This is a genomic window from Sulfitobacter sp. 15WGC, from assembly GCF_005068605.1.
Taxonomy (GTDB): domain Bacteria; phylum Pseudomonadota; class Alphaproteobacteria; order Rhodobacterales; family Rhodobacteraceae; genus Sulfitobacter; species Sulfitobacter faviae.
In genome coordinates, this window is the sequence record NZ_SZNL01000003.1 from 227,202 (window position 1) to 249,274 (window position 22,073).

The 22,073-nt window shown below is 62.6% G+C and carries 19 protein-coding genes; 4 read left to right on the forward strand and 15 right to left on the reverse strand.

What is annotated here, in order from left to right; translation table 11 throughout:
- Positions 1-6 precede the first annotated feature (6 nt).
- The 5 genes from FCK22_RS04090 to FCK22_RS04110 form a co-directional block, all read right to left on the reverse strand.
- Positions 7-1,335 (reverse strand): FAD-binding oxidoreductase, encoded by a 1,329-nt coding sequence (locus FCK22_RS04090; RefSeq protein WP_067265714.1) that lies wholly within the window; start codon positions 1,333-1,335, stop codon positions 7-9.
- Entirely contained in the window at positions 1,332-2,153 is an 822-nt protein-coding gene (locus FCK22_RS04095) for an ABC transporter permease subunit (protein ID WP_067265716.1), read from the reverse strand. Before FCK22_RS04095 ends, FCK22_RS04090 begins: the two co-directional genes overlap by 4 nt.
- The gene (locus FCK22_RS04100) at positions 2,150-3,025 is read right to left on the reverse strand and encodes an ABC transporter permease subunit (RefSeq protein WP_067265718.1); all 876 of its coding nucleotides are present in this window, start codon (positions 3,023-3,025) and stop codon (positions 2,150-2,152) included. The genes FCK22_RS04095 and FCK22_RS04100 overlap by 4 nt, the downstream gene beginning before the upstream one ends.
- Before the next feature lie 2 nt (positions 3,026-3,027).
- Positions 3,028-4,155, reverse strand: coding sequence for an ABC transporter ATP-binding protein (locus tag FCK22_RS04105; RefSeq protein WP_067265722.1), 1,128 nt, complete (start codon positions 4,153-4,155; stop codon positions 3,028-3,030).
- 99 nt (positions 4,156-4,254) lie between these two features.
- A complete protein-coding gene (locus tag FCK22_RS04110) occupies positions 4,255-5,340 on the reverse strand; it encodes a polyamine ABC transporter substrate-binding protein (protein WP_067265724.1) in 1,086 nt (361 codons plus the stop codon).
- A 145-nt stretch (positions 5,341-5,485) separates the two neighbouring features.
- On the opposite strand from FCK22_RS04110, the gene FCK22_RS04115 reads away from it, so the two are divergent.
- Both FCK22_RS04115 and FCK22_RS04120 read left to right on the forward strand, forming a co-directional pair.
- Entirely contained in the window at positions 5,486-6,187 is a 702-nt protein-coding gene (locus FCK22_RS04115; protein ID WP_082852089.1) for a GntR family transcriptional regulator, read from the forward strand.
- 75 nt (positions 6,188-6,262) lie between these two features.
- Positions 6,263-7,657 carry an aspartate aminotransferase family protein gene (locus FCK22_RS04120; RefSeq protein WP_067265727.1) on the forward strand — a complete coding sequence of 465 codons (1,395 nt, stop codon included), beginning with the start codon at positions 6,263-6,265 and terminating at the stop codon, positions 7,655-7,657.
- Between the two features lie 33 nt (positions 7,658-7,690).
- Here the strand turns inward: FCK22_RS04120 and FCK22_RS04125 are convergent, their stop codons facing one another.
- The 7 genes from FCK22_RS04125 to dapD form a co-directional block, all read right to left on the reverse strand.
- Positions 7,691-8,989 carry a lytic murein transglycosylase gene (locus FCK22_RS04125; RefSeq protein WP_136720235.1) on the reverse strand — a complete coding sequence of 433 codons (1,299 nt, stop codon included), beginning with the start codon at positions 8,987-8,989 and terminating at the stop codon, positions 7,691-7,693.
- Positions 8,990-9,090: 101 nt separating this feature from the next.
- The gene (gene rnr / locus FCK22_RS04130; protein ID WP_067261085.1) at positions 9,091-11,361 is read right to left on the reverse strand and encodes a ribonuclease R; all 2,271 of its coding nucleotides are present in this window, start codon (positions 11,359-11,361) and stop codon (positions 9,091-9,093) included.
- A 32-nt stretch (positions 11,362-11,393) separates the two neighbouring features.
- The gene (locus FCK22_RS04135) at positions 11,394-11,963 is read right to left on the reverse strand and encodes a TIGR04282 family arsenosugar biosynthesis glycosyltransferase (RefSeq protein WP_136720237.1); all 570 of its coding nucleotides are present in this window, start codon (positions 11,961-11,963) and stop codon (positions 11,394-11,396) included.
- Positions 11,960-13,105 carry a succinyl-diaminopimelate desuccinylase gene (gene dapE, locus FCK22_RS04140; protein ID WP_067261081.1) on the reverse strand — a complete coding sequence of 382 codons (1,146 nt, stop codon included), beginning with the start codon at positions 13,103-13,105 and terminating at the stop codon, positions 11,960-11,962. The genes FCK22_RS04135 and dapE overlap by 4 nt, the downstream gene beginning before the upstream one ends.
- Positions 13,106-13,206: 101 nt before the next feature.
- Entirely contained in the window at positions 13,207-13,545 is a 339-nt protein-coding gene (locus FCK22_RS04145; RefSeq protein ID WP_067261079.1) for a hypothetical protein, read from the reverse strand.
- A gap of 74 nt (positions 13,546-13,619) precedes the next feature.
- Positions 13,620-13,874, reverse strand: a complete 255-nt coding sequence (locus FCK22_RS04150; RefSeq protein WP_067261077.1) for a GlsB/YeaQ/YmgE family stress response membrane protein — start codon at positions 13,872-13,874, stop codon at positions 13,620-13,622.
- Between the two features lie 57 nt (positions 13,875-13,931).
- The gene (gene dapD, locus FCK22_RS04155) at positions 13,932-14,759 is read right to left on the reverse strand and encodes a 2,3,4,5-tetrahydropyridine-2,6-dicarboxylate N-succinyltransferase (protein WP_067261075.1); all 828 of its coding nucleotides are present in this window, start codon (positions 14,757-14,759) and stop codon (positions 13,932-13,934) included.
- 173 nt (positions 14,760-14,932) lie between these two features.
- Between dapD and FCK22_RS04160 the strand changes: the two genes are divergently transcribed.
- A complete protein-coding gene (locus tag FCK22_RS04160) occupies positions 14,933-15,796 on the forward strand; it encodes a TIGR00730 family Rossman fold protein (RefSeq protein WP_067261073.1) in 864 nt (287 codons plus the stop codon).
- Positions 15,797-15,822: 26 nt separating this feature from the next.
- Here the strand turns inward: FCK22_RS04160 and FCK22_RS04165 are convergent, their stop codons facing one another.
- The 3 genes from FCK22_RS04165 to FCK22_RS19070 all read right to left on the reverse strand — a co-directional run bounded on the left by FCK22_RS04165 (position 15,823) and on the right by FCK22_RS19070 (position 18,826).
- A complete protein-coding gene (locus FCK22_RS04165; protein ID WP_067261071.1) occupies positions 15,823-16,788 on the reverse strand; it encodes a nitronate monooxygenase in 966 nt (321 codons plus the stop codon).
- A 3-nt stretch (positions 16,789-16,791) separates the two neighbouring features.
- Entirely contained in the window at positions 16,792-18,393 is a 1,602-nt protein-coding gene (locus tag FCK22_RS04170; protein WP_067261069.1) for a GMC family oxidoreductase N-terminal domain-containing protein, read from the reverse strand.
- 223 nt (positions 18,394-18,616) lie between these two features.
- The gene (locus tag FCK22_RS19070) at positions 18,617-18,826 is read right to left on the reverse strand and encodes a hypothetical protein (RefSeq protein ID WP_197470800.1); all 210 of its coding nucleotides are present in this window, start codon (positions 18,824-18,826) and stop codon (positions 18,617-18,619) included.
- Here FCK22_RS19070 and FCK22_RS04175 point away from each other — a divergent pair.
- Positions 18,821-21,874 (forward strand): CHASE domain-containing protein, encoded by a 3,054-nt coding sequence (locus FCK22_RS04175; protein ID WP_247738133.1) that lies wholly within the window; start codon positions 18,821-18,823, stop codon positions 21,872-21,874. The genes FCK22_RS19070 and FCK22_RS04175 overlap by 6 nt on opposite strands.
- Positions 21,875-22,073: the final 199 nt, after the last annotated feature.

Here is a 22,073-nt window from a genome sequence, read left to right on the forward strand (position 1 = left end):
CCCGCCTCAGCGATCCGATAGCGCGAAACCCGCATAGGCAAAGGGCATGACCGCCCGGCGAAAACGACCCAGTTCGAACCGCGCAAGCGGGGCGCGCATGGGGGCGGGATAGGGCCGCTCGGGCGTTTTGCCGCGCACCAGATCAGCCAAGAGCGCGCCGGAATAGCTGGCCATCGCCACGCCATTGCCGTGGTAGCACAGCCCCGCGAACACCCCCGGCTGATCCGGCACCTGCCCCACGAAAGGCATGCGATTGCGCGCGATACAGACCATGCCCGACCAGCCATGCGGCGTTTCGACATGACGCCACGCGGGGAACATCGCCTCGAAATCCGCCCGGGCCCGGGCCAGCGCGCGCCGCTCGGAATTGGGGTTGGACATCAGCCCGCCGCGCACGCCGAACAACATACGATTGTCGGGCATCAGCCGGAAGTAATGCAGCAGATGGCGGCTGTCATAGCAGGCCTGTTGGCTGGTCCAGCCCTGGGCGGAAAGCTCTGCCTCAGTCATCGGGCGGGTCACGATCACGCTGGATTGCGTCGGCATGTAGCGCGCGGCCAGCCATGGCGGCAGGTCTTCGGAGGAATAGCCATTGGTGGCGATGATCACCCGCTCTGCGCAGATGCGGCCCTGCGGCGTCGTGACCTCGAACGCGCCCTTGCGCCCTGTCACCCCGGTGGCCGGGCTGTTGTGACAGATCGCGGCCCCCGCCTCTTCTGCGGCCTGCGCGAGGGCGGTCACATATTTGCGGGGGTTGAGGCCAAAGCCAATCGGCACGGTGATCGCGCCCTCGAAGCCTGCGTTCAGCCCCTCGGCGGCCAGATCGGCCTTTTCGGTCAGCCGCGCCGTGACGCCGTAATTCTCCGCGTAGTAATCGAGCCTCCCGCGCATCTCTTCGAAATCGCGCGGGCGGTGGGCCAGCTGGGTTTCCCCTTGGGAATGCCGGTCGACATTGATGCCACGGGCGGCGATGAAATCCTCCACCTGTCGGATCGCCGCCACCTCGGCCTGCCGCCAGCCAAGCCGCTCTGTCCGCCCGAATTTCCGGTCGAGCGCCGCGTCATCCAGCATCCCGCCGCCCAAGCAGCAAAAGCCCCCGTTGCGGCCCGAGGCGCCAAAGCCCACGCGTTCGGCCTCCAGCACCGTGGCCCCGACCCCGGCCTGCGCCAGATGCAGCGCGGCGTTAAGGCCGGTGAAACCGCCACCGATGATCACCACATCGGCCTGCGCCGCGCCTTGCAGCGCCGGCCGCTCCGGCGCGCCATGGGTCTGGTCCCACCAGCAGCCCGCACGCGGCGCTTCGGAATAGGCGAAATCCGCGTAGATACGCTTCATGCGGCGGGCCGTTCCGCCGCGCGCGCCTCCTCCTGCGCGCGCAGGCTTGAGCGTTTGCTGACCAGCGATGCGGTGATGACCCCCACGGTCACGATGGCGATCATGATCGTCGACAGCGCGTTGATCTCAGGCGAAACCCCCAAACGCACGGCGCTGAAGATCTTGATCGGCAGCGTCGTCGCCGAGGGCCCCGCGGTGAAGGAGGCGATGACCAGATCATCAAGGCTGAGCGTGAAGGCCAGAAGCCAGCCCGAAATCACCGCAGGCGCGATGATCGGCAGGGTCACGAGGCGGAAGGCCTCCCAAGGGGACGAACCGAGGTCGAGCGCGGCCTCTTCCAACGAACGGTCGAAGGACACCAGCCGCGAGGAGACGACGACCGAGACATAGCACATCGAAAAGGTCGTATGCGCCAGCACGATGGTCAGCACGCCCCGGTCCAGCCCGATGCCGATGAAGAGCAAGAGGAGCGACAGACCGGTGATCACCTCGGGCATCACCAGCGGCGCGTAGATCATGCCGGAGAACAACGTCCGCCCCATGAACCGCCCGCCGCGCACCAGCACATAGGCCGCCATCGTGCCCAACACCGTGGCAATGGACGACGAGATCACCGCGACCTTCAGCGTGACCCATGCTGCGTTCAGGAAGGCTTCGTTTTGCAACAGCTCGCCGTACCAGCGGGTCGAGAATCCGGCCCAGACCGTCACCAGTTTCGAGGCGTTGAAACTGTAGATCACCAGAATGATCATCGGCAGGTAGAGAAAGGCGAAGCCCAAGGTGAGCGAGGTCACGTTGAACCATGTCATCCGCTTCATTGTTCAGCCTCCGCCTGTTTCTGCTGGTTGCGCTGGAAGAGGATGATCGGAATGATCAGGATCAGCAGCAGGATCACCGCCACCGCGCTCGCCACCGGCCAGTCGCGGTTGTTGAAGAACTCCTCCCACAGCACCTTGCCGATCATCAGCGTGCCCGACCCGCCCAAGAGCGAGGGGATCACGAATTCACCCAAAGCGGGGATGAAGACAAGGAAGCTGCCCGCCACGATGCCGTTGCGAGACAACGGGATCGTCACCAGCCAGAAGGCTTGCAAACGCGAGCAGCCCAAATCCTCCGCCGCCTCGTTCAGGGATTCATCCAAGCGGTCCAGCGCGGCGTAGATCGGCAGGATCATGAACGGCAGGTAGGTATAGACGATGCCGATATAGACTGCCGTATTGGTATTAAGGATCTGTAAAGGCTCTGCCGTTAGACCCAACCCCATCAAGAGTTGGTTCAGCAGCCCTTCGTTGCTGAGAATGCCCATCCACGCATAGACGCGGATCAGGAAGGAGGTCCAGAACGGCAGGATCACCAACATCATCAAAGTGGCGCGCCACTCTTCGGGGGCGCGGGCCATGCCATAGGCGATGGGATAGCCGACCAAGAGCGTCAGCGCGGTCGATACAACGGCGATGCGCAGGGAGCTAAGGTAGGCTTTCCAATAAAGATCGTCGGAGGCGAGGAAGGTAAAATTCTCGAAATCCAACTGGGCGATCAGGGCGCTGATGCCGTCCTTGATCGTCGGCGTATAGGGCGGGATCGCCAGCGCCGTATCGGAGAGGGAGATTTTGAAAACGATCAGGAAAGGCACCAGAAATAGCGCCAGCAGCCAGAGGTACGGGACCGCGATCAGGGCGAAACGACGCATGTTCATTGCGCCAACAAAACGCCTGCGGTGGCGCTCCATGAAATCCAGACCGGGTCTTCCCATGTGATGTCACGGCGTGCGATGCGGCGAGTGTTGGCCGTCTGCGCCTTGATCACCTGCCCGCCGGGCAGTTCGACGTGATAGGTAGAGAGGTTCCCCAAATAGGCGATGTCGAGCACTTTGCCCTGTAGCGCATTAGGCGCATCCTCAGGCCTCTCGGTCGAAATGCGGATTTTCTCGGGCCGGATCGCCAGATGGGCCTGCTGCCCTTCGCTGAACGGCGCGGCAGAGGTGGCGGTCAGCGGCGGCTGCCCCTCGATCCAGTTCAGATGGTATTGATCTTGGCCAATGGCCTTGGTGCTGGCTTCGATGATATTCACGTCACCGATGAAGTCAGCGACATAGACGGAATTCGGCGCTTCATAGATCTCGGCGGGGGTGGCCACTTGAATCACGCGCCCCTCGTCCATCACCGCCACGCGGGAGGCGACGGTCATCGCCTCTTCTTGGTCGTGGGTCACGATGACAAAGGTGGTGCCGGTGGATTCTTGAATGTCCATCAGCTCGAACTGGGTGTCTTGCCGCAGCTTCTTATCAAGCGCGCCCAAGGGCTCATCGAGCAGCAACAGTTTGGGCGCTTTGGCCAGTGAGCGCGCCAGCGCCACACGCTGCCGTTGGCCGCCGGAAATCTGATGCGGTTTCCGGCGGGCGAATTTCTCTAGCCGGGTGAGCTTCAGCATCTCGGCCACGCGGGCGGCGATGGCGTCCTTCTCCATCTTGTCGCGGCGCAGGCCGAAGGCGATGTTGTCCCAGATGCTCAGATGCGGAAACAGCGCGTAGGATTGGAACATCATGTTCACCGCGCGTTTGTTCGGGGGCACCGGGGCGATGTCCTGCCCCGCCAATTCGATGCGCCCGGTGGTCGGGCTTTCGAAACCCGCCAACATGCGCATCATCGTCGTCTTGCCACAGCCCGAAGGCCCAAGCAGGGCAAAGAATTCCTGCGCGTAGATATCCAAAGACAGATCGTCGATGGCGACGAATTCACCAAATTTCTTGGTCACATTCTCAAAGCGAATGAGCGGCTTTTCGTCGGGGTTGTTCCAGGGGGCGAAGACGGTTGGGCTCACGGTTGAGAGATCCTTTGATCGGGCTTTGCTCAGGCTTTGATCGGGTCGCGGGGCAAGAAAAAGGGGCGCGACCAGACTGGCCGCACCCCCTGTCTCAGATCAGGTACCGGACTTGATCTTGGTCCAGAGCCGGGTCACCACGCGCTGCACTTTCGGCGGGTAAGGTGTGGTGGTGAACAGGTTGTTCAGCGCCGCTTCAGAGGGGTAGATCGCCGGGTCGCCGATCACATCCTCGACCAGATGCTCTTGCGAGGCTTTGTTGCCGTTGGCGTAGTACACATAGTTCGACGCGGCGGCCATATTCTCGGCGTCCATGATGAAATTCAGGAACTTATGCGCGCCCTCGGGGTTCGGCGCGTCAACCGGGATGGCCATCTGGTCAAACCACATCTGCGCGCCTTCGGAGGGGGCATTATAGGCGATTTCAACACCGTTGTCGGCTTCATCCGCGCGGTCACGGGCCTGCAGGATATCACCGGACCAACCCACCGCGACGCAGACGTCACCGTTGGCCAAAGCGTTGATATATTCCGAAGAGTGGAACTTCTGAATATAGGGGCGGACGGGCATGAAGACCTCTTCGGCCTTGGCGATCACATCGGGGTCATGGCTGTTTGGGTCTTCGCCGATGTAGTTCAGCGCGGCGGGGATCATCTCTGCCGGGGCATCAAGAAAATGCACGCCGCAGTCGGCCAGTTTTTCCATATTGGCCGGGTCGAAAACCAAGTCCCAAGAGTCAATCGGGGCGTCTTCGCCTAGGATCTCTTTCACCTTGCCAACGTTCACGCCGATGCCGGTGGTGCCCCACATATAGTTGATGGAATGGGCGTTATCGGGATCATATTGTTCGGTCCGCGAGGAAACCACGTCCCACATGTTTTCGAGATTGGGCAGTTTGGACGTGTCCAGCGGCTGGAATGCACCGGCCGTGATCTGGCGCTGCAGGAAGGTGCCCGAGGGGACGACCACGTCATAGCCCGAGCCACCGGCAAGCATTTTGGTCTCCAGCACCTCGTTGCTGTCGAACACGTCATAGACCAATTCGATGCCGGTCTCTTCTTCGAATTTATCCAGCAAGGATTCGTCGATATAGTCGGACCAGTTGTAGACCCGGACCGTTTCTGCAGTGGCGGCACCTGCCATCAAGGTGGCAACGGCGACGCTGCTTAGTAGCACATGTTTCATTTCATACTCCCGTTAGACAGGTCGGGTTGATCCCCACCTTTCGTCAATTTGATCAAGTTTTGCCTCTTCGGGCAAGATGGTTTATGCTTTCATGCAGAATGAAATGCTGCAAGACACGGCGAAACAAGACGGAAAGACCGCTCCCATGGGTTCAGAAAAAACCGATCCGAGATTGCTTCCCGCCGCCGATGCGGCGGCCAAGACACCGATCCATCAGCATGTTTACGAACGCCTGCGCAAAATGATTCTCTTCGGCGATCTGGCCCCCGGACAGGGGGTCACGATCCAAGGTCTGACCGCCGCTTTGGATGCGGGCATGACGCCGGTGCGCGAGGCCATCCGCCGCCTGATCTCGGAAGGGGCGCTGACCCATTTGGGCAACCGCCGGGTCACCGTGCCGGAACTGACCCATGCGGGGCTGGAAGAGCTGGGATTCATGCGGGAAACGCTAGAGCCGGAACTGACCAAACGCGCTGCAAACCGCATGACGGATGAGCGTTTGAACGCATTGAAAGCCTGTGACAACGCGCTGAACCATGCCATCGACCGGGGCGATGTCGGCGGCTATTTGATGCAGAACTACAGCTTTCACCGAATGATTTACGACCTTGCCGAAGCGCCGATCATGGCCGCGACGGTGGACCGTCTGTGGCTGCGTTTCGGCCCCTCGCTTCGGGTGGTTTGCGGGCGATACGGCACCAGCAATCTGCCCGATAAACACGCAGAGCTTTTGGCAGCCTTTGCCGAGGGCAACGCCGCTTTGGCGGGTGAGGTCATGGCGGGCGATGTTGCCCAAGGAATGACCCAAATTCGCGCAGCCCTTGATGGTCTGCCCGTTCCGCGTTGATTCGATTGACATGCTATAATTTGATCATATTCTGCGGCGAAGCTCATTTTTCATGCAAATAGAAGGTGCACACCCATGCCGCCCATCACGAATCACCTCCCCACCGCAGATCTTCAGGCGCTGGATGCGGCGCATCACATGCATCCTTTCACCACCAATGATGAATTGGGCGACAAGGGCGCGCGCATCATCACAAGGGCCAAGGGCATCTACCTGACCGACAGCGAGGGGAATGAGATTCTCGACGCGATGGCCGGGCTGTGGTGCGTGAACCTTGGCTATGGCCGCGAAGAGATGGGCAATGTCGCCGCGCGGCAGATGAACGAACTGCCCTATTACAACACCTTCTTCCAAACGACCCATGTGCCCGCGATCGCGCTGGCCAAGGAACTGGCCGATCTGGCCCCCGGTGATCTGAACCACGTCTTCTTTGCCGGGTCGGGGTCAGAGGCGAATGACACCAACCTGCGCATGGTCCGCACCTATTGGGCGCAAAAGGGCAAACCTGAAAAGAGCCATATCATCAGCCGCAAGAACGCCTATCACGGCTCCTCCGTCGGCTCGGCCAGTCTGGGCGGCATGACCTATATGCATGAGCAAGGCGGGCTGCCGATCCCCGGCATCCACCACATCGGCCAGCCTGATTGGTATGCCGAAGGCGGGGATATGTCGCCCGAAGACTTCGGCCTGAAACGCGCGCAGGAGTTGGAAGCGAAGATTGTCGAGCTGGGCGCGGACAAGGTCGCAGCCTTCATCGCCGAACCGGTTCAAGGCGCGGGCGGGGTCGTCGTGCCGCCCAGCACCTATTGGCCCGAGATTCAGCGCATTTGCGACAAACACGACATTCTGCTGATCGCTGACGAGGTGATCTGCGGCTTTGGTCGGACGGGCAATTGGTTCGGCTCGCAGACCATGGGCATCAAGCCGCATATCATGACCATCGCCAAGGGGCTGAGCTCGGGCTACGCGCCCATCGGCGGGTCGATCGTTTGCGACGAGGTGGCTGAGGTCATCAACGCCTGCGAGTTCAACCACGGCTACACCTACTCCGGCCACCCGGTCTGCGCCGCCGTGGCGCTGGAAAACCTGCGGATCATGCAGGAAGAGAACATTGTCGGTCATGTGCAAAACGTCGCCGCCCCCGCGCTGAAAGAGGCGTTGGACAAGCTGGGAGAGCATCCGCTGGTGGGCGGGGTGAACGTATCGGGCCTGATGGCCTCCCTCCCGCTGACGCCGCATAAGGAAAGCCGTGCAAAATTCGACGATAGCGGCACCGCCGGGTACATTTGCCGCGAACATTGCTTTGCCAACAATCTGGTGATGCGCCATGTCGGCGACCGGATGATCATCTCTCCGCCGCTGATTATCACCCCGGAAGAGATCAAGATCTTCGCCGAACGGGCGACCAAGGCGCTGGATGCGACCTATGCTGACCTGAAAGACAAGGACATGCTCAAAGCCGCGTCCTAAAACATCGGGCTGCCCCCAATCGGGGGCGGCCCCTCACTCGGCGCGCAGTCGGGCCAGCAGCCGGGGGGAGGCATAGCCATCGGGCGCGATCCCCTCAGACTTTTGATAGCTGCGCACGGCATTGACGGTCAGCGGCCCGATCTTGGCGTCGATCTTTTGCGTATCAAAGCCCGCTTCGGTCAGCAGGGTTTGCAATTCGATCCGCTCATCAAAACTCAGTGCACGGTCTTCGCGCGGCCAGTCCTGCTGTATCTCGCCCGCGCCGCCGATACGGTCGGCCAGATGGCCCACACCGATGACATAGGCATCCGCGGTGTTATAGCGCTCGATCACCGCGAAATTGGGGAAGATCATAAAGGCCGCCCCCGCGGCGCCCGCGGGCAGCAAGATCGACGCGGGCCCATGATCCGCCACCGCCCCGCCCTCCAGCGCGGTGACGCCAAGATCGGCCCATTCCGCCGGGGTCTTGGTCACCGCGCGGTCGGCCAGCAGATAGTCGAACCCCTCGGGCAGAGCCACTTCGACACCCCAAGGCTGCCCTTCGGTCCAGCCAAAATGCTTGAGATAGGCGGCGGTAGAGGCCAGCGCATCGCTGGGGTCATCGCCCCAGATGTCGCGCCGCCCGTCGCCATCCCAATCGACCGCATGGGCGTGGAAGGACGAGGGCATGAACTGCGTATGCCCCATCGCGCCCGCCCAAGAGCCGCGCAATTGATCGGCATCGGTATCGCCCGCCTGAAGGATGCGCAGGGCGTCGAAGAGCTCGCCTTCGAAAAATTCCGCCCGCCGCGCGTCATAGGCAAGGGTGGCCAGTGAATCCAACACCCGATCCCCGCCCCGGAAGCTGCCATAGGCGCTCTCAAGCCCCCAGATCGCGGTGACGATCTCTTTCTCGACACCGTATTCCGCTTCGATCTCTTCCAGCGTGCGCTGCCATTGGGCCAGCGCCTTCTGCCCATTCTGCACCCGCAAATCCGAGGTGGCGGTGTCGAGGTAATCCCAAATCGTTTTGGTGAATTCCGATTGATTGCGGTCGCGGCGGATCACCTCCGGATCATAGCTGACCGTATCCAATGCCCGGTCAAAGACATCCGGGTCGATGCCCTGTTGCAGGGCGCGCGGGCGGAAGTCTTTCACCCAAGCGCGCAGCCCGGCATCGCCACCGCCGGCCTCTGCCGCGGGTTCCTGCGCTACTGGCGCCACGGCGGCCAGCACGGCCTGCGGCGCGCGCGGCGCGGGGCGCAGGGATTCAGTCGGGCCAGACCCGAAGGCCGGAGCCCCCATGCCAGCGGTCGCCAGAATGCCTGAAATCATCGCGTAGTGCCGGATCATAATCGCCTCACCTCATAGAGTTACGGCAAATCCTATGCCCGCCCCGCCCCGGTGGAAAGGGAGGGGGGCGGCCATCCGCGAAGCTCCGCCGGTTTGCCGTCTCAGCGGCGGGTGCGGGTCACTTTGCGTTTGATCTTGTCCTTCTTGCGCTTGGCCTTCACGGCCTTGCCGCGCGGCTTGCTACGGCCCGCCGGGCTGCGGCGGCCCCCACCCCCGCCCTGTTTGACCTTTTGGTCTTCGATCTCAAGCAACTCCAGCGCGATGCCCCCGGTCACGGGGACCGCCTCGGCCAACCGCACGGTGACACGCTGGCCAAGGCCGATTGTCATGCCGGTGTCCGCGCCCATCAGCGTCTGCGCCTCCGCGTCGTGGTGGAAATACTCCCGCCCGAGCGAGCGCATCGGCACCAGACCATCCGCGCCCGTCTCGTCCAACTTCACAAAGGCACCAAAACGCGCGATGCCGCTGATCCGACCGGTGAACTCGTTGCCCACGCGCTCCGACAAGAAGGCCGCGAGGTAACGGTCGGTCGTGTCACGCTCGGCCACCATCGAACGGCGCTCAGTGTCGGAGATATGCGCGCCGGTCTGCTCCAGCCCCTCGATTTCCTCGGGCGTCAGCCCGTCCTTGCCCCAGCCATGCGCCGTGATCAGCGCGCGGTGCACGATGAGATCGGCATAGCGGCGGATGGGCGAGGTGAAATGCGCGTAGGAGCGCAGGGCAAGGCCGAAGTGCCCGATATGGGCGGGGCCATAATAGGCCTGCGTCATCGAGCGCAGAGTGCTGAGATTGATCAGCTCTGCGTCATTGGTGCCCGCCGCCTGATCCAGCAGCCGGTTGAGATGCGCGGTTTGCAGCACCTGCCCCTTGGCCAGCGTGAAACCCGCCGCCTGTGCGGTTTCACGCAGGGACTCGAGCTTCTCCGGCGAGGGTTCCTCGTGGATGCGGAACAGCAGCGGGGTTTTCTTTTTGATCAGCGTCTCGGCGGCGGCGACATTGGCCAAGACCATGAACTCTTCGATCAGCCGATGCGCGTCGAGCCGCTCGCGGAAGTTTACCGACTTCACCTTGCCATCCTCGCCCAATTCGATGCGGCGTTCGGGCAGGTCCAACTCCAGCGGTTGGCGCTCGGCCCGGGCGGTCTTCAGCGCGTCATAGGCGGCGTAGAGCGGCTTCAATACCGGCTCCAACAGCGGCCCGGTGCGGTCGTTCGGGTTGCCGTCGATGGCGTCCTGCACTTCCTCGTAATGCAGCGAGGCGGGGGAGCGCATGAGGCCACGGTGGAACGTATGGCCGATTTTGTTGCCCTTGGCATCCAGCACCATGCGCACAGCGATACAGGCGCGCGGCACGCCCTCGTGCAGCGAGCAGAGGTCACCCGAGAGCCGGTCCGGCAGCATCGGCACCACGCGGTCGGGGAAATAGGTGGAGTTGCCGCGCTTGCGCGCCTCGCGGTCCAGCGGCGAGCCGGGGGTGACATAGGCGGCGACATCCGCGATGGCGACCCAGAGCACATGGCCGCCTTCGTTCTTCGGGTCCTCGTCGGCATGGGCATAGCAGGCGTCATCGTGGTCGCGCGCATCGGACGGGTCGATGGTGATGAGCGGCAGGTCGCGCAGGTCTTCGCGGCCCTTCAGCCCCTGCGGCTTGGCGGCATCAGCCTGTGCGATCACATCGTCGGGGAAGTCGTCAGGGATGCCATGCTGGTGGATCGCGATGAGCGAGACGGCGCGCGGCTCGGACGGATCGCCCAGCCGCTCGACGATGCGTGCGCGGGGCGATCCCATACGCGCCTTCGGTCCGGCCTGCTCGGCCTCGACCAGTTCACCGTCTTTCGCGCCATGGGTATGGTCGGCACCGACGCGCCATTCCCGATCCGTGCCCTTGTCGATCGGGACGATCCGCCCGCCTTCGGCCGCTTTGCGGAAGATGCCCAGCACCTTGCGCGGGTTGGAGCCGATGCGGCGAATGAGCCGCGCTTCATAGTGGTGATCTTCACCCTTTACCAGCGTCAGCCGGGCCAGAATGCGGTCACCTTCGCCAAGCGCCGGGTCACTCTCGCGCGGGATCAGCAGCACGATGGGTTCTTTCCCCTCGCCATGCCACTCCATCGGCTTGGCAAAAAGATCGCCATCGCTGTCCGGCCCCGTGACCAGCAAGACCGAGACCGGCGGCAGGCGGTCGGGATCCTGATAGCTGCGCTTGCGCTTTTCCAGATGGCCCTCGGCCTCCAGCTCTTTCAGCACGCGCTTCAGGTCGATCCGCGCCGCGCCTTTGATGCCAAAGGCTTTGGCGATGTCCCGCTTGGCGGTCAGCGTGGGGTTCTGTTCGATCCAGTCGAGGATCTCGGATTTGCTGGGTATCTTGCTCATACCTCAGCAGGTAGCACGCAGCCCCCCTGTCGTCATGGCAAATCGTGAATTTCGTCCACGTCGCGCAGGGTGGCGACCTCGGCAATGCGGTAGCCCGGCAGGGTCGCGCGGCTGTCGGACAGCGCATGGGGGCCAGACCAGCGCACCCCGTCAAACAGGCTGGGCGGCGCGCGGCGGGGATGTTTTAGCCCCACGAGCCAATAGCCGCCATCGGGCGCCGGGCCAAACACCGCGTCATGGTTGCCAAGCGCATCGAATGCCCGCGCCAGTTCCTCGCGGTTGATGCCCGGAATATCCGCCCCGATCACACAGGCCGGCCCCGGCGCCCGGCGCAGCATCCGCGCCATACGGTCACCGAGGTTGCCGCGCCCTTGCGGCCAGCGCGGCAGATGCGCGGGCCAGACACGGCTTTGCAGCCCTTCCACATCCGGGGCCACGGCCAGCACCACCTGCCAACGAGGGTCTTCGATCCGGCGCAACAGGCGGCGCGTTTGGTGGCGAAACCACCAAGCCGCGCCGACCATGCCGATGTCGCGGCCCAGACGGGTTTTCACCCGACCGGGGCGCGGCTCTTTCACCATGACAATGAGCGTTGGTTTCACGTGAAATAATTCCGCAGCACGCGCCCGTAGATGGATTTGAGCTGTTCAATATGTTCGACCCGCACATGCTCATCGACTTGGTGCATGGACTGCCCCACCAGACCGAACTCCACCACCGGGCAATGCGCCTTGACGAAACGCGCGTCCGAGGTGCCGCCGGTGGTGGAAAGCTCGGGCTTCACGCCCGTCTCAGCCTCAACAGCGCCCGCGACCAGATCGGACAGGGCGCCCGGCGGGGTGATGAAACTCTCGCCGGAGATCTTGATCACTACATCCACTTGCAGGCCGAATTCCTCGGCGATCTTATCCGCCTCGCCCCGCAGCCAGTCGCTGAGGCTCGCGCCCGAATGGTGGTCGTTGAACCGGATGTTGACCGCGCCGCGGCATTGCGCCGGGATCACATTGGTTGCCTTGTTGCCAGTATCCACGGTGACCACGGCCAGCGTCGAAGGGTCGAAGTGATCGCTGCCCTGATCCAACTCATGGCTGGCCAGACGATCCATCAGCCGCACCATCGCGGGCAGCGGGTTGTTGGCGCGGTGCGGATAGGCCGCATGGCCCTGTTTGCCAGTCACCTTGAAATGCGCGTTCATCGAGCCGCGCCGCCCGATCTTGATCATATCGCCCATGGTCTCGGGGCAAGTCGGCTCCCCCACAAGGCAGACATCCATCCGCTCGCCGTTCTCCGTCATGTAGTCCAAGAGCGCCGTGGTCCCGTCGAGGGCATCGCCCTCTTCATCCCCGGTGATCGCCAGCACGATGGAGCCATCGGGCGGCGTGTCCTTCACGAAATCCACCGCCGCTGCGACGAAAGCCGCCACGCCCGATTTCATATCCGTAGTGCCGCGGCCATACATGATGCCGTCCTTGATCTCGGCCCCGAAGGGGGGCATCGACCAATCCGCCTCATCCCCGATGGGCACGACATCGGTATGGCCGTTAAAGCCGAAGGACTTGGTGTTGCCCTTGTTGCCCCAGCGGGCAAAGAGGTTGAAGATCCCGCCCCGGTCGACGCGCGTACAGTCGAAACCCGCCGCGCCCAACACCTCTTCGAGCACTTCCAGCGCCCCATCGTTCGCGGGGGTGACAGAGGCGCAGCGCACCAGTTTCGCGGTAAGATCAACAGGGTCGAGACCGGACATATCGGCTCCTTTTCAGGGGTTATCGCTTGTCCGGTAACTTGTGTGGGCAAATCGCGCCAATGCCAAGGGGGCGCATTGCAATTCCCCGTGTGGGGCGAGGGTCAGTCGTAAAAGGGGGTCATCTGCGCGACGATGACCGAGTTTTCTTCCAAAGCGCGCTGCATCAGGGCGCGCTCCTCGGCGTCGATCTCCTGACCTTCGGCCTCGCGCTCTTCCAGCGTGCCATAGCCGGTCACGTCAAGCGGGTTGGTATCGGCCTGTTTGAGGATCGCCACCGTCTCGCGCACGGCTTCGGCCTCATCAATGCCGGAGGCGAAACACATCAGCGCAGCACCCGTGGCCTTGTCGGGCAGACCGTCACCGTCTTTGCGGCCAATCTGAACCAAAAGGGTAAAGACCTGCTGGCGCGAAGGTTTCTTGGTTTTCTTGGGTTCAGACATGATAAGGGCCGCCGATTGCTTTCGGCAGCCCTAACCTTTTCACTTGGATTTGGAAAGGGGCCGCGCCCCTGCCCTTAAGTCTTGCCGCGGACCATCCGTGTGACCCAGATCAGCAGGCAGGCACCGATGACGCCCACCACCAACTGACCGAACCAACCGCCCAGCGTGCTGCCAACGATCAGCATCAAGAGCCAGTTCGCGACCAAGGCACCCAGAATGCCGAGGATGATGTTCATGATCAGACCCATGTCCGATTTCATGATCTTTTCCGCGATCCAGCCCGCAAGGCCGCCCACGATGATTGCGGCAAACCAACCGATACCCGTCATGTCGTCAATCTCCTTTAAATTCAGGTCTCAACGCCATGACGGGGTATTTGGTTCCGTTCAGTCGCGCAGCAGCTCGTTGATCGAGGTTTTGGAGCGGGTCTTGGCGTCCACCCGTTTCACGATCACGGCGCAGTAGAGGTTCACGTTGTTCTTCGACGGCATGGTGCCCGCCACGACGACCGAACCTGCGGGCACTTCGCCATACATGATCTCACCGGTCTCGCGGTCGACGATCTTGGTCGACTGGCCGATGAAGACGCCCATGCCCAGCACCGAGCCTTCGCGCACGATGCAGCCTTCGACGACTTCCGACCGTGCGCCGATGAAGCAATTGTCTTCGATGATGGTCGGCCCCGCCTGCATCGGCTCCAACACGCCGCCGATGCCGACGCCGCCGGAAAGGTGCACGTTCTTACCGATCTGCGCGCAGGAGCCGACGGTGGCCCATGTGTCGACCATGGTGCCAGAATCGACATAGGCGCCGATGTTCACGAAAGACGGCATCAGCACCACGCCCGGCGCGATATAGGCCGAGCGGCGCACGACGCAGTTCGGCACGGCGCGGAAGCCCGCCTCTTTCCACTCGGCATCGCCCCAGCCTTTGAACTTGCTGTCGACCTTGTCCCACCAGCCAGCGCCCTGCGGGCCGCCTTCTTGATGTTCCATGTCCTTGATGCGGAAGCCCAGCAGCACGGCCTTCTTGGCCCACTGATTGACGTGCCACTGACCGTCGTCCTGCTTTTCCGCCACGCGCAGCTTGCCGCTGTCGAGCGCGTTCAGCGTCTCTTCGATGGCGTCGCGCACTTCGCCAGTGGTGGCGGATGTAATCTGATCGCGGGTATCCCAAGCGGCTTCGATGGCGGTTTCAAGTTGGGCGTTGGACATGGGGCAAGTCTCCGAATGATGAAAAGGCCTTTTGAGGGCTATAGCCTTGCACTGCCTAGGGTGCAATTGCCGGGCGATGAGGGGCGTGGTCATTCGCCGAACAACAGGGCATCTTGACCTAAGCGGCCATCGTGCCACCTGAGCCAAGCCCCAGACCAAGGAAAGACCCGAGGATGACCGACGAACACCGCCACCCCCTGCGCCGCGCCAATGTGGACCGCGCCAAAGCCCAAGACGCCCCCGACACGCCGCAAACCCGCGCGCCTGCCTATCGTCTGGCCTTTACCGACGATGACTTCATGTGCCGCGATGAGCTGCGCCCGGTGCGCCTGCAACTGGAGCTTCTCAAGCCCGAGCTGCTGCTGGACGCCCATGGCATCCAATCCACCATCGTGCTCTTTGGCGGCGCGCGCATTCCCGAACCGGCCGAAAAACACACCGCTCGGACCAAGACGCTGGCCGATCTGTCGCGTTTTTATGACGAGACGCGCACCTTTGCCCGGCTGATGACCGAAAAGTCGATGGAAAGCGGCGGCACCGAGAATGTCATCGTGACCGGCGGCGGGCCGGGTGTGATGGAGGCGGGCAACCGCGGCGCGCTGGACGCGGGCGGCCATTCCATCGGGCTCAACATCGTGCTGCCGTTCGAGCAGGCGCCCAACGAATATGTCACGCCCGAGCTATGCTTCAACTTCCACTACTTCGCGATCCGCAAGATGCATTTCCTGATGCGTGCCCGCGCGATCTGCGTCTTCCCCGGTGGTTTCGGCACGATGGACGAACTCTTTGAGGCGCTGACGCTGATCCAAACGGGCCGCATGAACCGGGTGCCCTTCTTGCTGTTTGGCCGTGAGTTCTGGGAAAAGATCATCAACTGGGACGCGCTGGCCGATGCGGGCACGATCTCAGCCGAAGACCTCGAGCTGTTCCGCTTTGTCGAAAGCGCGGATGAAGCGATGGAGGTGATCGAGAATTGGGAGACCGCCCCCGCCCGCGAACATGTGCCGGGCCGCGAAGAGGTCGAAGATCACAGCTAAGCCGCCTTGGCCCGACCCCAGACCCGTTACCGGGTGAAGGTCTGGCCCAAGGCCGTTTCGGCCCCTTGGACGATATCGCGCAGGATATCGGCGGCGGGGCTGACCGCACAGATCAGCCCCGCCACCTCTCCGACAAAAGCGTTGGCGGTGCGGGCATCCCCCGCGGCCACCGCCGCCTGCCAGCGCGGCAGCTCCTGCGCCAGCGCGGCGCGCAGCCCGTCGGGGTCGTCATGCCAGCGGTCGGTGAAATCGTTGCGCAAAACACGGCCCGTGTAGCGTTTGGGCCAATCATAGCCGCGCATGATGTCGGTCACGGTGCTGCGCAGCGTGTCGTCGCCGCTGGCCTTGAGCGCGGCCTCTCGCATCGCGGGATGCACCAGCGCCTCTTCCGAGGCCCAGAAGCGCGAGCCGACGACCACACCGTCGGCCCCCAACATCAGTGCCGCCGCCAACCCGCGCCCATCCGCGACGCCGCCTGCGGCGCAAAGCAGCACCTCGGGCGCATGGCGGGCGATGTGATCCGCGACTTCGGGCACGAGGGTAAAGGTCGCGCGTTTCTCGCCGTGGCCGCCAGCCTCGGCCCCTTGGGCGACGATGATCTCGGCCCCCAGATCAATCGCATGGGCGGCATCGCGCAGGGTTTGCACCTGACAGATCAACGGCACCTTTGTCGCGCGGATCGCGGGGAGGAACTCTGCCGGGTCGCCGAAGGAAAGAAAGATCGCCGCCGGATCACGGTCGAGCGCTTGTTCCAGCGCCTGCGGATGCTCTCGCAGCTTCCAAGTGATGAAACCGCAGCCGACCGATTGGTTGCCCGCCACATCCATCTGCTCGGCGATCCAATCGCCGGCGTCATAGGCCCCGCCGATCATCCCCAAACCGCCCGCGCCTGAAACCGCCGCCGCCAACCGCCCGCCTGCGGCAAAGGCCATCGGCGCTTGGATAACCGGGTGGTCGATCCCCAGCCGTTTGGTTAGCCGCGTGGTCAGCATCGCCTACCGCCCCGCCAGAATGGCATCGGCAGCCTTTTCGGCGATCATCACCGTCGGCGAAGCCGTGTTGCCCGAGACGATCTTGGGCATGATCGACGCATCCACGACACGCAGACCGCCTAAGCCATGCACCCGCAGATCGCTATCGACCACCGCCATCGGATCGCTGCCCATCTTGCAGGTGCCGACGGGGTGGAAAATCGTCGTGGCGATGTCGCGCGCCTTGTCGAGCAGGTCTTCGTCGCTCTGCACGGCGGGGCCGGGCAGGATTTCCTCGGGCGCATAGGGGTGCAGCGCCTTGGCCGTCATGATGTGACGCGCCTGTTTCATCGCCGTGACCGCCACGCGTTTGTCATTCTCGGCAGAAAGGTAGTTCAGCCGGATATCGGGCTGCACCGCGCTGTCGCGGCTGGTGAGATGGCAACTGCCGATGCTTTCGGGCCGCAGGTTACAGACCGAGACGGTGATCGCCGGGAACGGGTGCAGCGGATCACCCAGCTTGTCGGTCGACAGGGGTTGCACGTGATACTCCAGATCCGGCGTCTCAAGCGCGGGGTCGGACTTGGTGAACATGCCGAACTGGCTGGGCGCCATCGCCAAGGGACCGCTGCGGCGCAGGAGGTATTCCAACCCCATCCGGCCCTTGCCCAAGATCGAATGGGTCATCGTGTTGAGCGTTTTGGTGTTCTGTACCTTGTAGACAGTGCGGATTTGCAAATGGTCCTGAAGGTTCTCCCCAACGCCGGGTAGATCGTGCAGCGTGTTGATCCCCATGCCGCTCAAAAGGTCACCCTGCCCGATCCCCGACAGCTCAAGGATCTTGGGCGAATTGATCGCCCCTGCCGAAAGCAACACTTCGCCCTCGGCCTCGGCGCGCATCGCGCGGCCCTTATGGGTGAAACGCACGCCGGTCGCGCGCTTGCCGTCCAAGACCAGCCCATCGGTATGGGCATGGGTGATCACCCGCAGGTTGGGGCGTTTCATCGCCGGGCGCAGGAAACCGCGCGCCGTGTTCCAACGCACCCCGCCCTTCTGGTTCACCTCGAAAAAGCCCGAACCTTCGTTGTTGCCATCGTTGAAATCGGCCCGCGGCTCGATCCCGAACTCCCGCGCGCCGTCTTGCACGGCCTCCAGAATGTCCCACCGCAGGCGCTGCTTGCTGACCTTCCACTCGCCCCCCGCGCGGTGCATCGCGCTGCCGCCCGCATGGTGATCCTCGGATTTCAGGAAATAGGGCAGCACGTCGTCCCAGCTCCACCCGGCATTGCCCAGTTGCCGCCAATGGTCATAGTCCGCCGCCTGCCCGCGCATGTAAATCATGCCGTTCACCGAAGAGCAGCCGCCCAGCACCTTGCCCCGCGGATAGGCCAAAGAGCGCCCGTTCAACCCCGCCTCGGGCGCGGTTTTCATCATCCAATCCGTGCGCGGGTTGCCGATACAGTAAAGATATCCCACCGGCACCTTCACCCAGTGATAGTTGTCATCCCCCCCGGCTTCGAGCAGCAGAACCCGATTGGCCGGATCGGCGCTGAGACGGTTGGCCAAGACACAGCCCGCGGTGCCCGCACCGACATAGCGGCCCTCTAGCTGCGTCTCGTCGTTCATGGCGCTCTCTCCCGATATTCTGCCCCGCCTCCCCGGCCCGTTATTGGTAGAGCGCGCGGTGACGGGTCACAATCCCTGCCGTAAATCGCCCGGCCTCCCGCGGCTTTTGCCGCAAAGCCACAATCACCGCGCTTTGCATGCGCGGCGAATCCGTTTGTTGATTTTTTCGACCCATGAGTGAATATGACCGGATTGGACATACCCCTCCCGCGATGCGCGACGCTCATTCCGGGGAAAGATTTTGCCGCCAATTGGTGGCCAGAAACAAAGGCTTGAACTGGTGCGGCGACCCGAATTCATACTCTTTCTCGGATGTCTCGCCATCACCTTTGGGGTGTTCCTCTACAGCAGTCGCAGCAATGATGCCGCCGCCGACCGGGCCTTTGATCGCATCGCCGAGGAAAGCCTGAAAAGCCTTGATGCGCGAATGCATACCTATTTGCAAAGCCTCAATGGCATTGCCGCCTTCATGAACGCCTCGGACGAGGTGACAGCCAGCGATTTCGCGCATTATGTCGATACGCTGGAGATCGACAGCTTCCTGCCCGGCATCAACGGCATCGGTTTTGTTGCCCCCGTCGCCAGAGGCACCGAAGAGGCGTTCATCGAAAAGGTCACCGCCCTGGGGATCGAGGATTTCCGCATTCACCCCGACACCGGCAATGCCGAGAAGATGGTGATCCAGTATATCTACCCCCAAGGGCCGAATGCAGAGGCCGTGGGCCTTGATATCAGCTTTAACGAAGACCGCCGCCGGGCCGCCCTGCGCGCCCGTGAGACGCGAGAGCCGAAGCTGACGCCGCGCATCCTGCTGGTGCAGGACAAGACCCGCCAGCCCGGCTTCCTGCTGTTGCGCCCGGTCTTTGCCGCCGACAACAGCCCGGCGCAGGAGACCGCCGGTTTCATCGGTTGGGTCTATGCGCCTTTTGTGGGGGCGAACCTGCTGTCCGGGCTGACCCCGGCTCAGGGAGAGTCCTATGACATCCAAGTCTACGATGGGCTGACCACGGCCCCCGAAAACCGGATTTTCGACAGCACGCCCGAAGGTATCGCCACCGGCCACCACAGCATCACCCAGACCATCGAACGCTTTGGCCGCCCTTGGACCGTTGTCCATGTCAGCACCGCCAGCTTTGACCGCGCCACCCATAGCGCGGTGCCGGAAATCCTGCTGGTCTCTGGCATCCTGCTGGCGATCCTGTTCTTCGTGGCCTTCCGCAGCCTGCGCCAGCGCAGCGCCGCGCTGAGCGAGCTTGCCGTGCTGCGCGAACGCCAGATCGACGCCCATGAAGAGGAAAACCGCGCCGTTATTGAGAACGCGGTAACGCCCATCTTCTTGCTCGACAGCAATGACCGGGTGCTCTTTGCCAACCAAGCGGCGCTGGTCTGCTTTGGCTATGGGCATGAGGCGCTCAAGGGGATGGAGTTCGGCGAACTCGTCACCGATCTGGTTGAGGATCACGACCACGAACAGGTCAACGCGGCGGGCAAGACCTGCTTTGGCCAAGACCTCAAGCTTGATCTGCAACGCAACAATTGGACCACCCACACCGGCGAACGGCGGGTGACTGCAATCGTGCGTGACCTGACCTCGGAACTGGCGGTGCAGGATGAGCTGGCGCGGAACAAGGCGCTCTATGACCTCGCCCTCGAAGGCGCGCAGATCGGGGTTTTCGACATCGACCTGCGCACCGGCAAATCCGAGGTGTCCGACACGTGGCGGCGCATTCTGGGGATGGCGGATTTCGAGCGGCTGCCCGACCCGCAGGGGGAATTCCTCAAACGTGTTCACCCCGATGACCTGCCCCTGCTGACCCAGACTGATCAGGCCTGCATCTCGGGGCAGCAACAACGTTCCGTCACCGAATACCGGCTGAAGATCGGCACCGGTGAGTGGCGCTGGATGCGCTCTGACGCGGTGGTGACCGAACGCGATGAAAACGGCACCGCCCTGCGGATGGTCGGCACCCAGACCGATGTGACCGACATCGTCCACGCCCGCAACGCCCTTGAAACCAGCGAGCGGCGGTTTCGCCAAGTGCTGGCCGCGGCCCCGGTGGGCATGGCGATCTTGGGCGAAGGCGGCGTATTCAACAGCGTCAACAGCGCGCTTTGCACCCTTTGCGGCTATAGCGAAGAAGAGCTTTTGTCGAACACCAAACTGGGCGATCTGATGCCCGAGGGCGATCTGCAAAAGCTCTACGGTGAGGTGCGCGGGCTGGTCGATTCCCGCAGTTCGCAGACCTATCAGGCCGAATACCGCATCACCCACAAGCTGGGCTATGAACGCTGGGGCCTGTTCAACGTCTCTTGGACCTATGACAAGAACGCCCGCGGCTATGTCTTTATCGTTCAGATCAACGACATCACCGACCAAAAGAAGCTGGAACAGATCAAGAGCGAGTTCGTCTCGACCGTCAGCCATGAGCTGCGTACGCCGCTGACCTCGATCAAAGGCGCTTTGGGGCTGATCGACACCACGGACAACAGCCGCTTCCTCCCCGCGCATATCCGGCTGATCGACATCGCCCGCAGCAATGCCGACCGCCTGTCGCATATCGTGAACGACATTCTCGACCTTGAGAAGATCTCATCGGGCGAAGTGCAGTTCGACTTCCATGATGTCGATCTGAACAAGGTGATCACCGACTCGGTCAACGAAATGTCGCCCTTTGCGATCACCCATAGCAACACCTTGGGCCTGCAACTGCCCGACAAGCCGCTGACGGTTCGGGTGGATGAAAGCCGCACCCGGCAGGTGCTGGCCAATCTGATTTCGAACGCCTGCAAATACTCCGATGCCGAGAGCGAGGTGCAAATCCGCGCCGAGCGGCTGGGGGACCGGGCCATCGTCTTTATCCAGAACACCGGCCCCGGCGTGCCGGAAAACTTCCGCCCGCGCATCTTTCAGGCTTTCTCGCAGGCTGATGGCTCCGACACCCGCGCCAAGGGCGGCACCGGGCTGGGGCTCAACATCACGCGGCAGATCATCAAGCGCCAAGGCGGCACCATCGGGTTCGAAAGCATCCCCAACGGCGTCACCGTCTTTTGGTTCACCTGCCCCATCGCCGAGGCGCAGACCGCGCAAACGCCCGCCAGCCCCGACGTGGAAGTGGAGGAGCGGGACACCAAGTTGCGCGTGCTGCATATCGAAGACGACATCGACTTCGCCGAGGTGATCCGCACCGGGTTGGACAGCGTGGCAGAGGTGACCAATGTCACCAACCTCGCCCAAGCGCGACAGTTGATCGGCCAGGATGAACTCGACGTCGTGATCCTTGATTGGTCCCTGCCCGACGGCGATGCACGCTCTTTGCTGGAAGATATCACCCGCCTGCATCCCGCGGCCAAGATCATCAGCCTTTCCGCGGACAACAACCGCGAACCCGACCCCCGCGTGGGGATCAACCTTGTCAAATCACGGAGCGGGATCAGCTCGGTGGTCAACTCAATTACGGGGACAACCGCCCGGGCCTCTTAACCGGCGCATTATAAACCGTGGCATTTCAGCGGAGTGACGCTAAAGTGCGACATGCCATATTATTGCCAATATGCTCTGGCATTTTGATTAAATTACAATGCACAAGTCATGCTATAGTTTTAAGCATGTCCGCTTCGGGGCGAGGAATTCCAAGTGTCGTCAAAGCCATTTACCAAGCGTACCGCCGCCACATTTTTTC

Excerpts from the sequence above, each read along its gene's own strand:
- FCK22_RS04120 (WP_067265727.1), top strand. The coding sequence starts at position 6,263 with ATGCCGCCCATCACGAATCACCTCCCCACCGCAGATCTTCAGGCGCTG.
- FCK22_RS04175 (WP_247738133.1), top strand. The coding sequence starts at position 18,821 with ATGCATACCTATTTGCAAAGCCTCAATGGCATTGCCGCCTTCATGAAC.
- FCK22_RS04100 (WP_067265718.1), bottom strand. The coding sequence starts at position 3,025 with ATGCGTCGTTTCGCCCTGATCGCGGTCCCGTACCTCTGGCTGCTGGCG.
- dapD (WP_067261075.1), bottom strand. The coding sequence starts at position 14,759 with ATGTCCAACGCCCAACTTGAAACCGCCATCGAAGCCGCTTGGGATACC.
- FCK22_RS04170 (WP_067261069.1), bottom strand. The coding sequence starts at position 18,393 with ATGAACGACGAGACGCAGCTAGAGGGCCGCTATGTCGGTGCGGGCACC.
- FCK22_RS04145 (WP_067261079.1), bottom strand. The coding sequence starts at position 13,545 with ATGTCTGAACCCAAGAAAACCAAGAAACCTTCGCGCCAGCAGGTCTTT.
- FCK22_RS04125 (WP_136720235.1), bottom strand. The coding sequence starts at position 8,989 with ATGATCCGGCACTACGCGATGATTTCAGGCATTCTGGCGACCGCTGGC.
- FCK22_RS04095 (WP_067265716.1), bottom strand. The coding sequence starts at position 2,153 with ATGAAGCGGATGACATGGTTCAACGTGACCTCGCTCACCTTGGGCTTC.
- FCK22_RS04160 (WP_067261073.1), top strand. The coding sequence starts at position 14,933 with ATGACCGACGAACACCGCCACCCCCTGCGCCGCGCCAATGTGGACCGC.
- FCK22_RS04090 (WP_067265714.1), bottom strand. The coding sequence starts at position 1,335 with ATGAAGCGTATCTACGCGGATTTCGCCTATTCCGAAGCGCCGCGTGCG.
- FCK22_RS19070 (WP_197470800.1), bottom strand. The coding sequence starts at position 18,826 with ATGCATTCGCGCATCAAGGCTTTTCAGGCTTTCCTCGGCGATGCGATC.
- FCK22_RS04150 (WP_067261077.1), bottom strand. The coding sequence starts at position 13,874 with ATGACGGGTATCGGTTGGTTTGCCGCAATCATCGTGGGCGGCCTTGCG.
- dapE (WP_067261081.1), bottom strand. The coding sequence starts at position 13,105 with ATGTCCGGTCTCGACCCTGTTGATCTTACCGCGAAACTGGTGCGCTGC.
- FCK22_RS04165 (WP_067261071.1), bottom strand. The coding sequence starts at position 16,788 with ATGCTGACCACGCGGCTAACCAAACGGCTGGGGATCGACCACCCGGTT.
- FCK22_RS04110 (WP_067265724.1), bottom strand. The coding sequence starts at position 5,340 with ATGAAACATGTGCTACTAAGCAGCGTCGCCGTTGCCACCTTGATGGCA.
- rnr (WP_067261085.1), bottom strand. The coding sequence starts at position 11,361 with ATGAGCAAGATACCCAGCAAATCCGAGATCCTCGACTGGATCGAACAG.
- FCK22_RS04115 (WP_082852089.1), top strand. The coding sequence starts at position 5,486 with ATGGGTTCAGAAAAAACCGATCCGAGATTGCTTCCCGCCGCCGATGCG.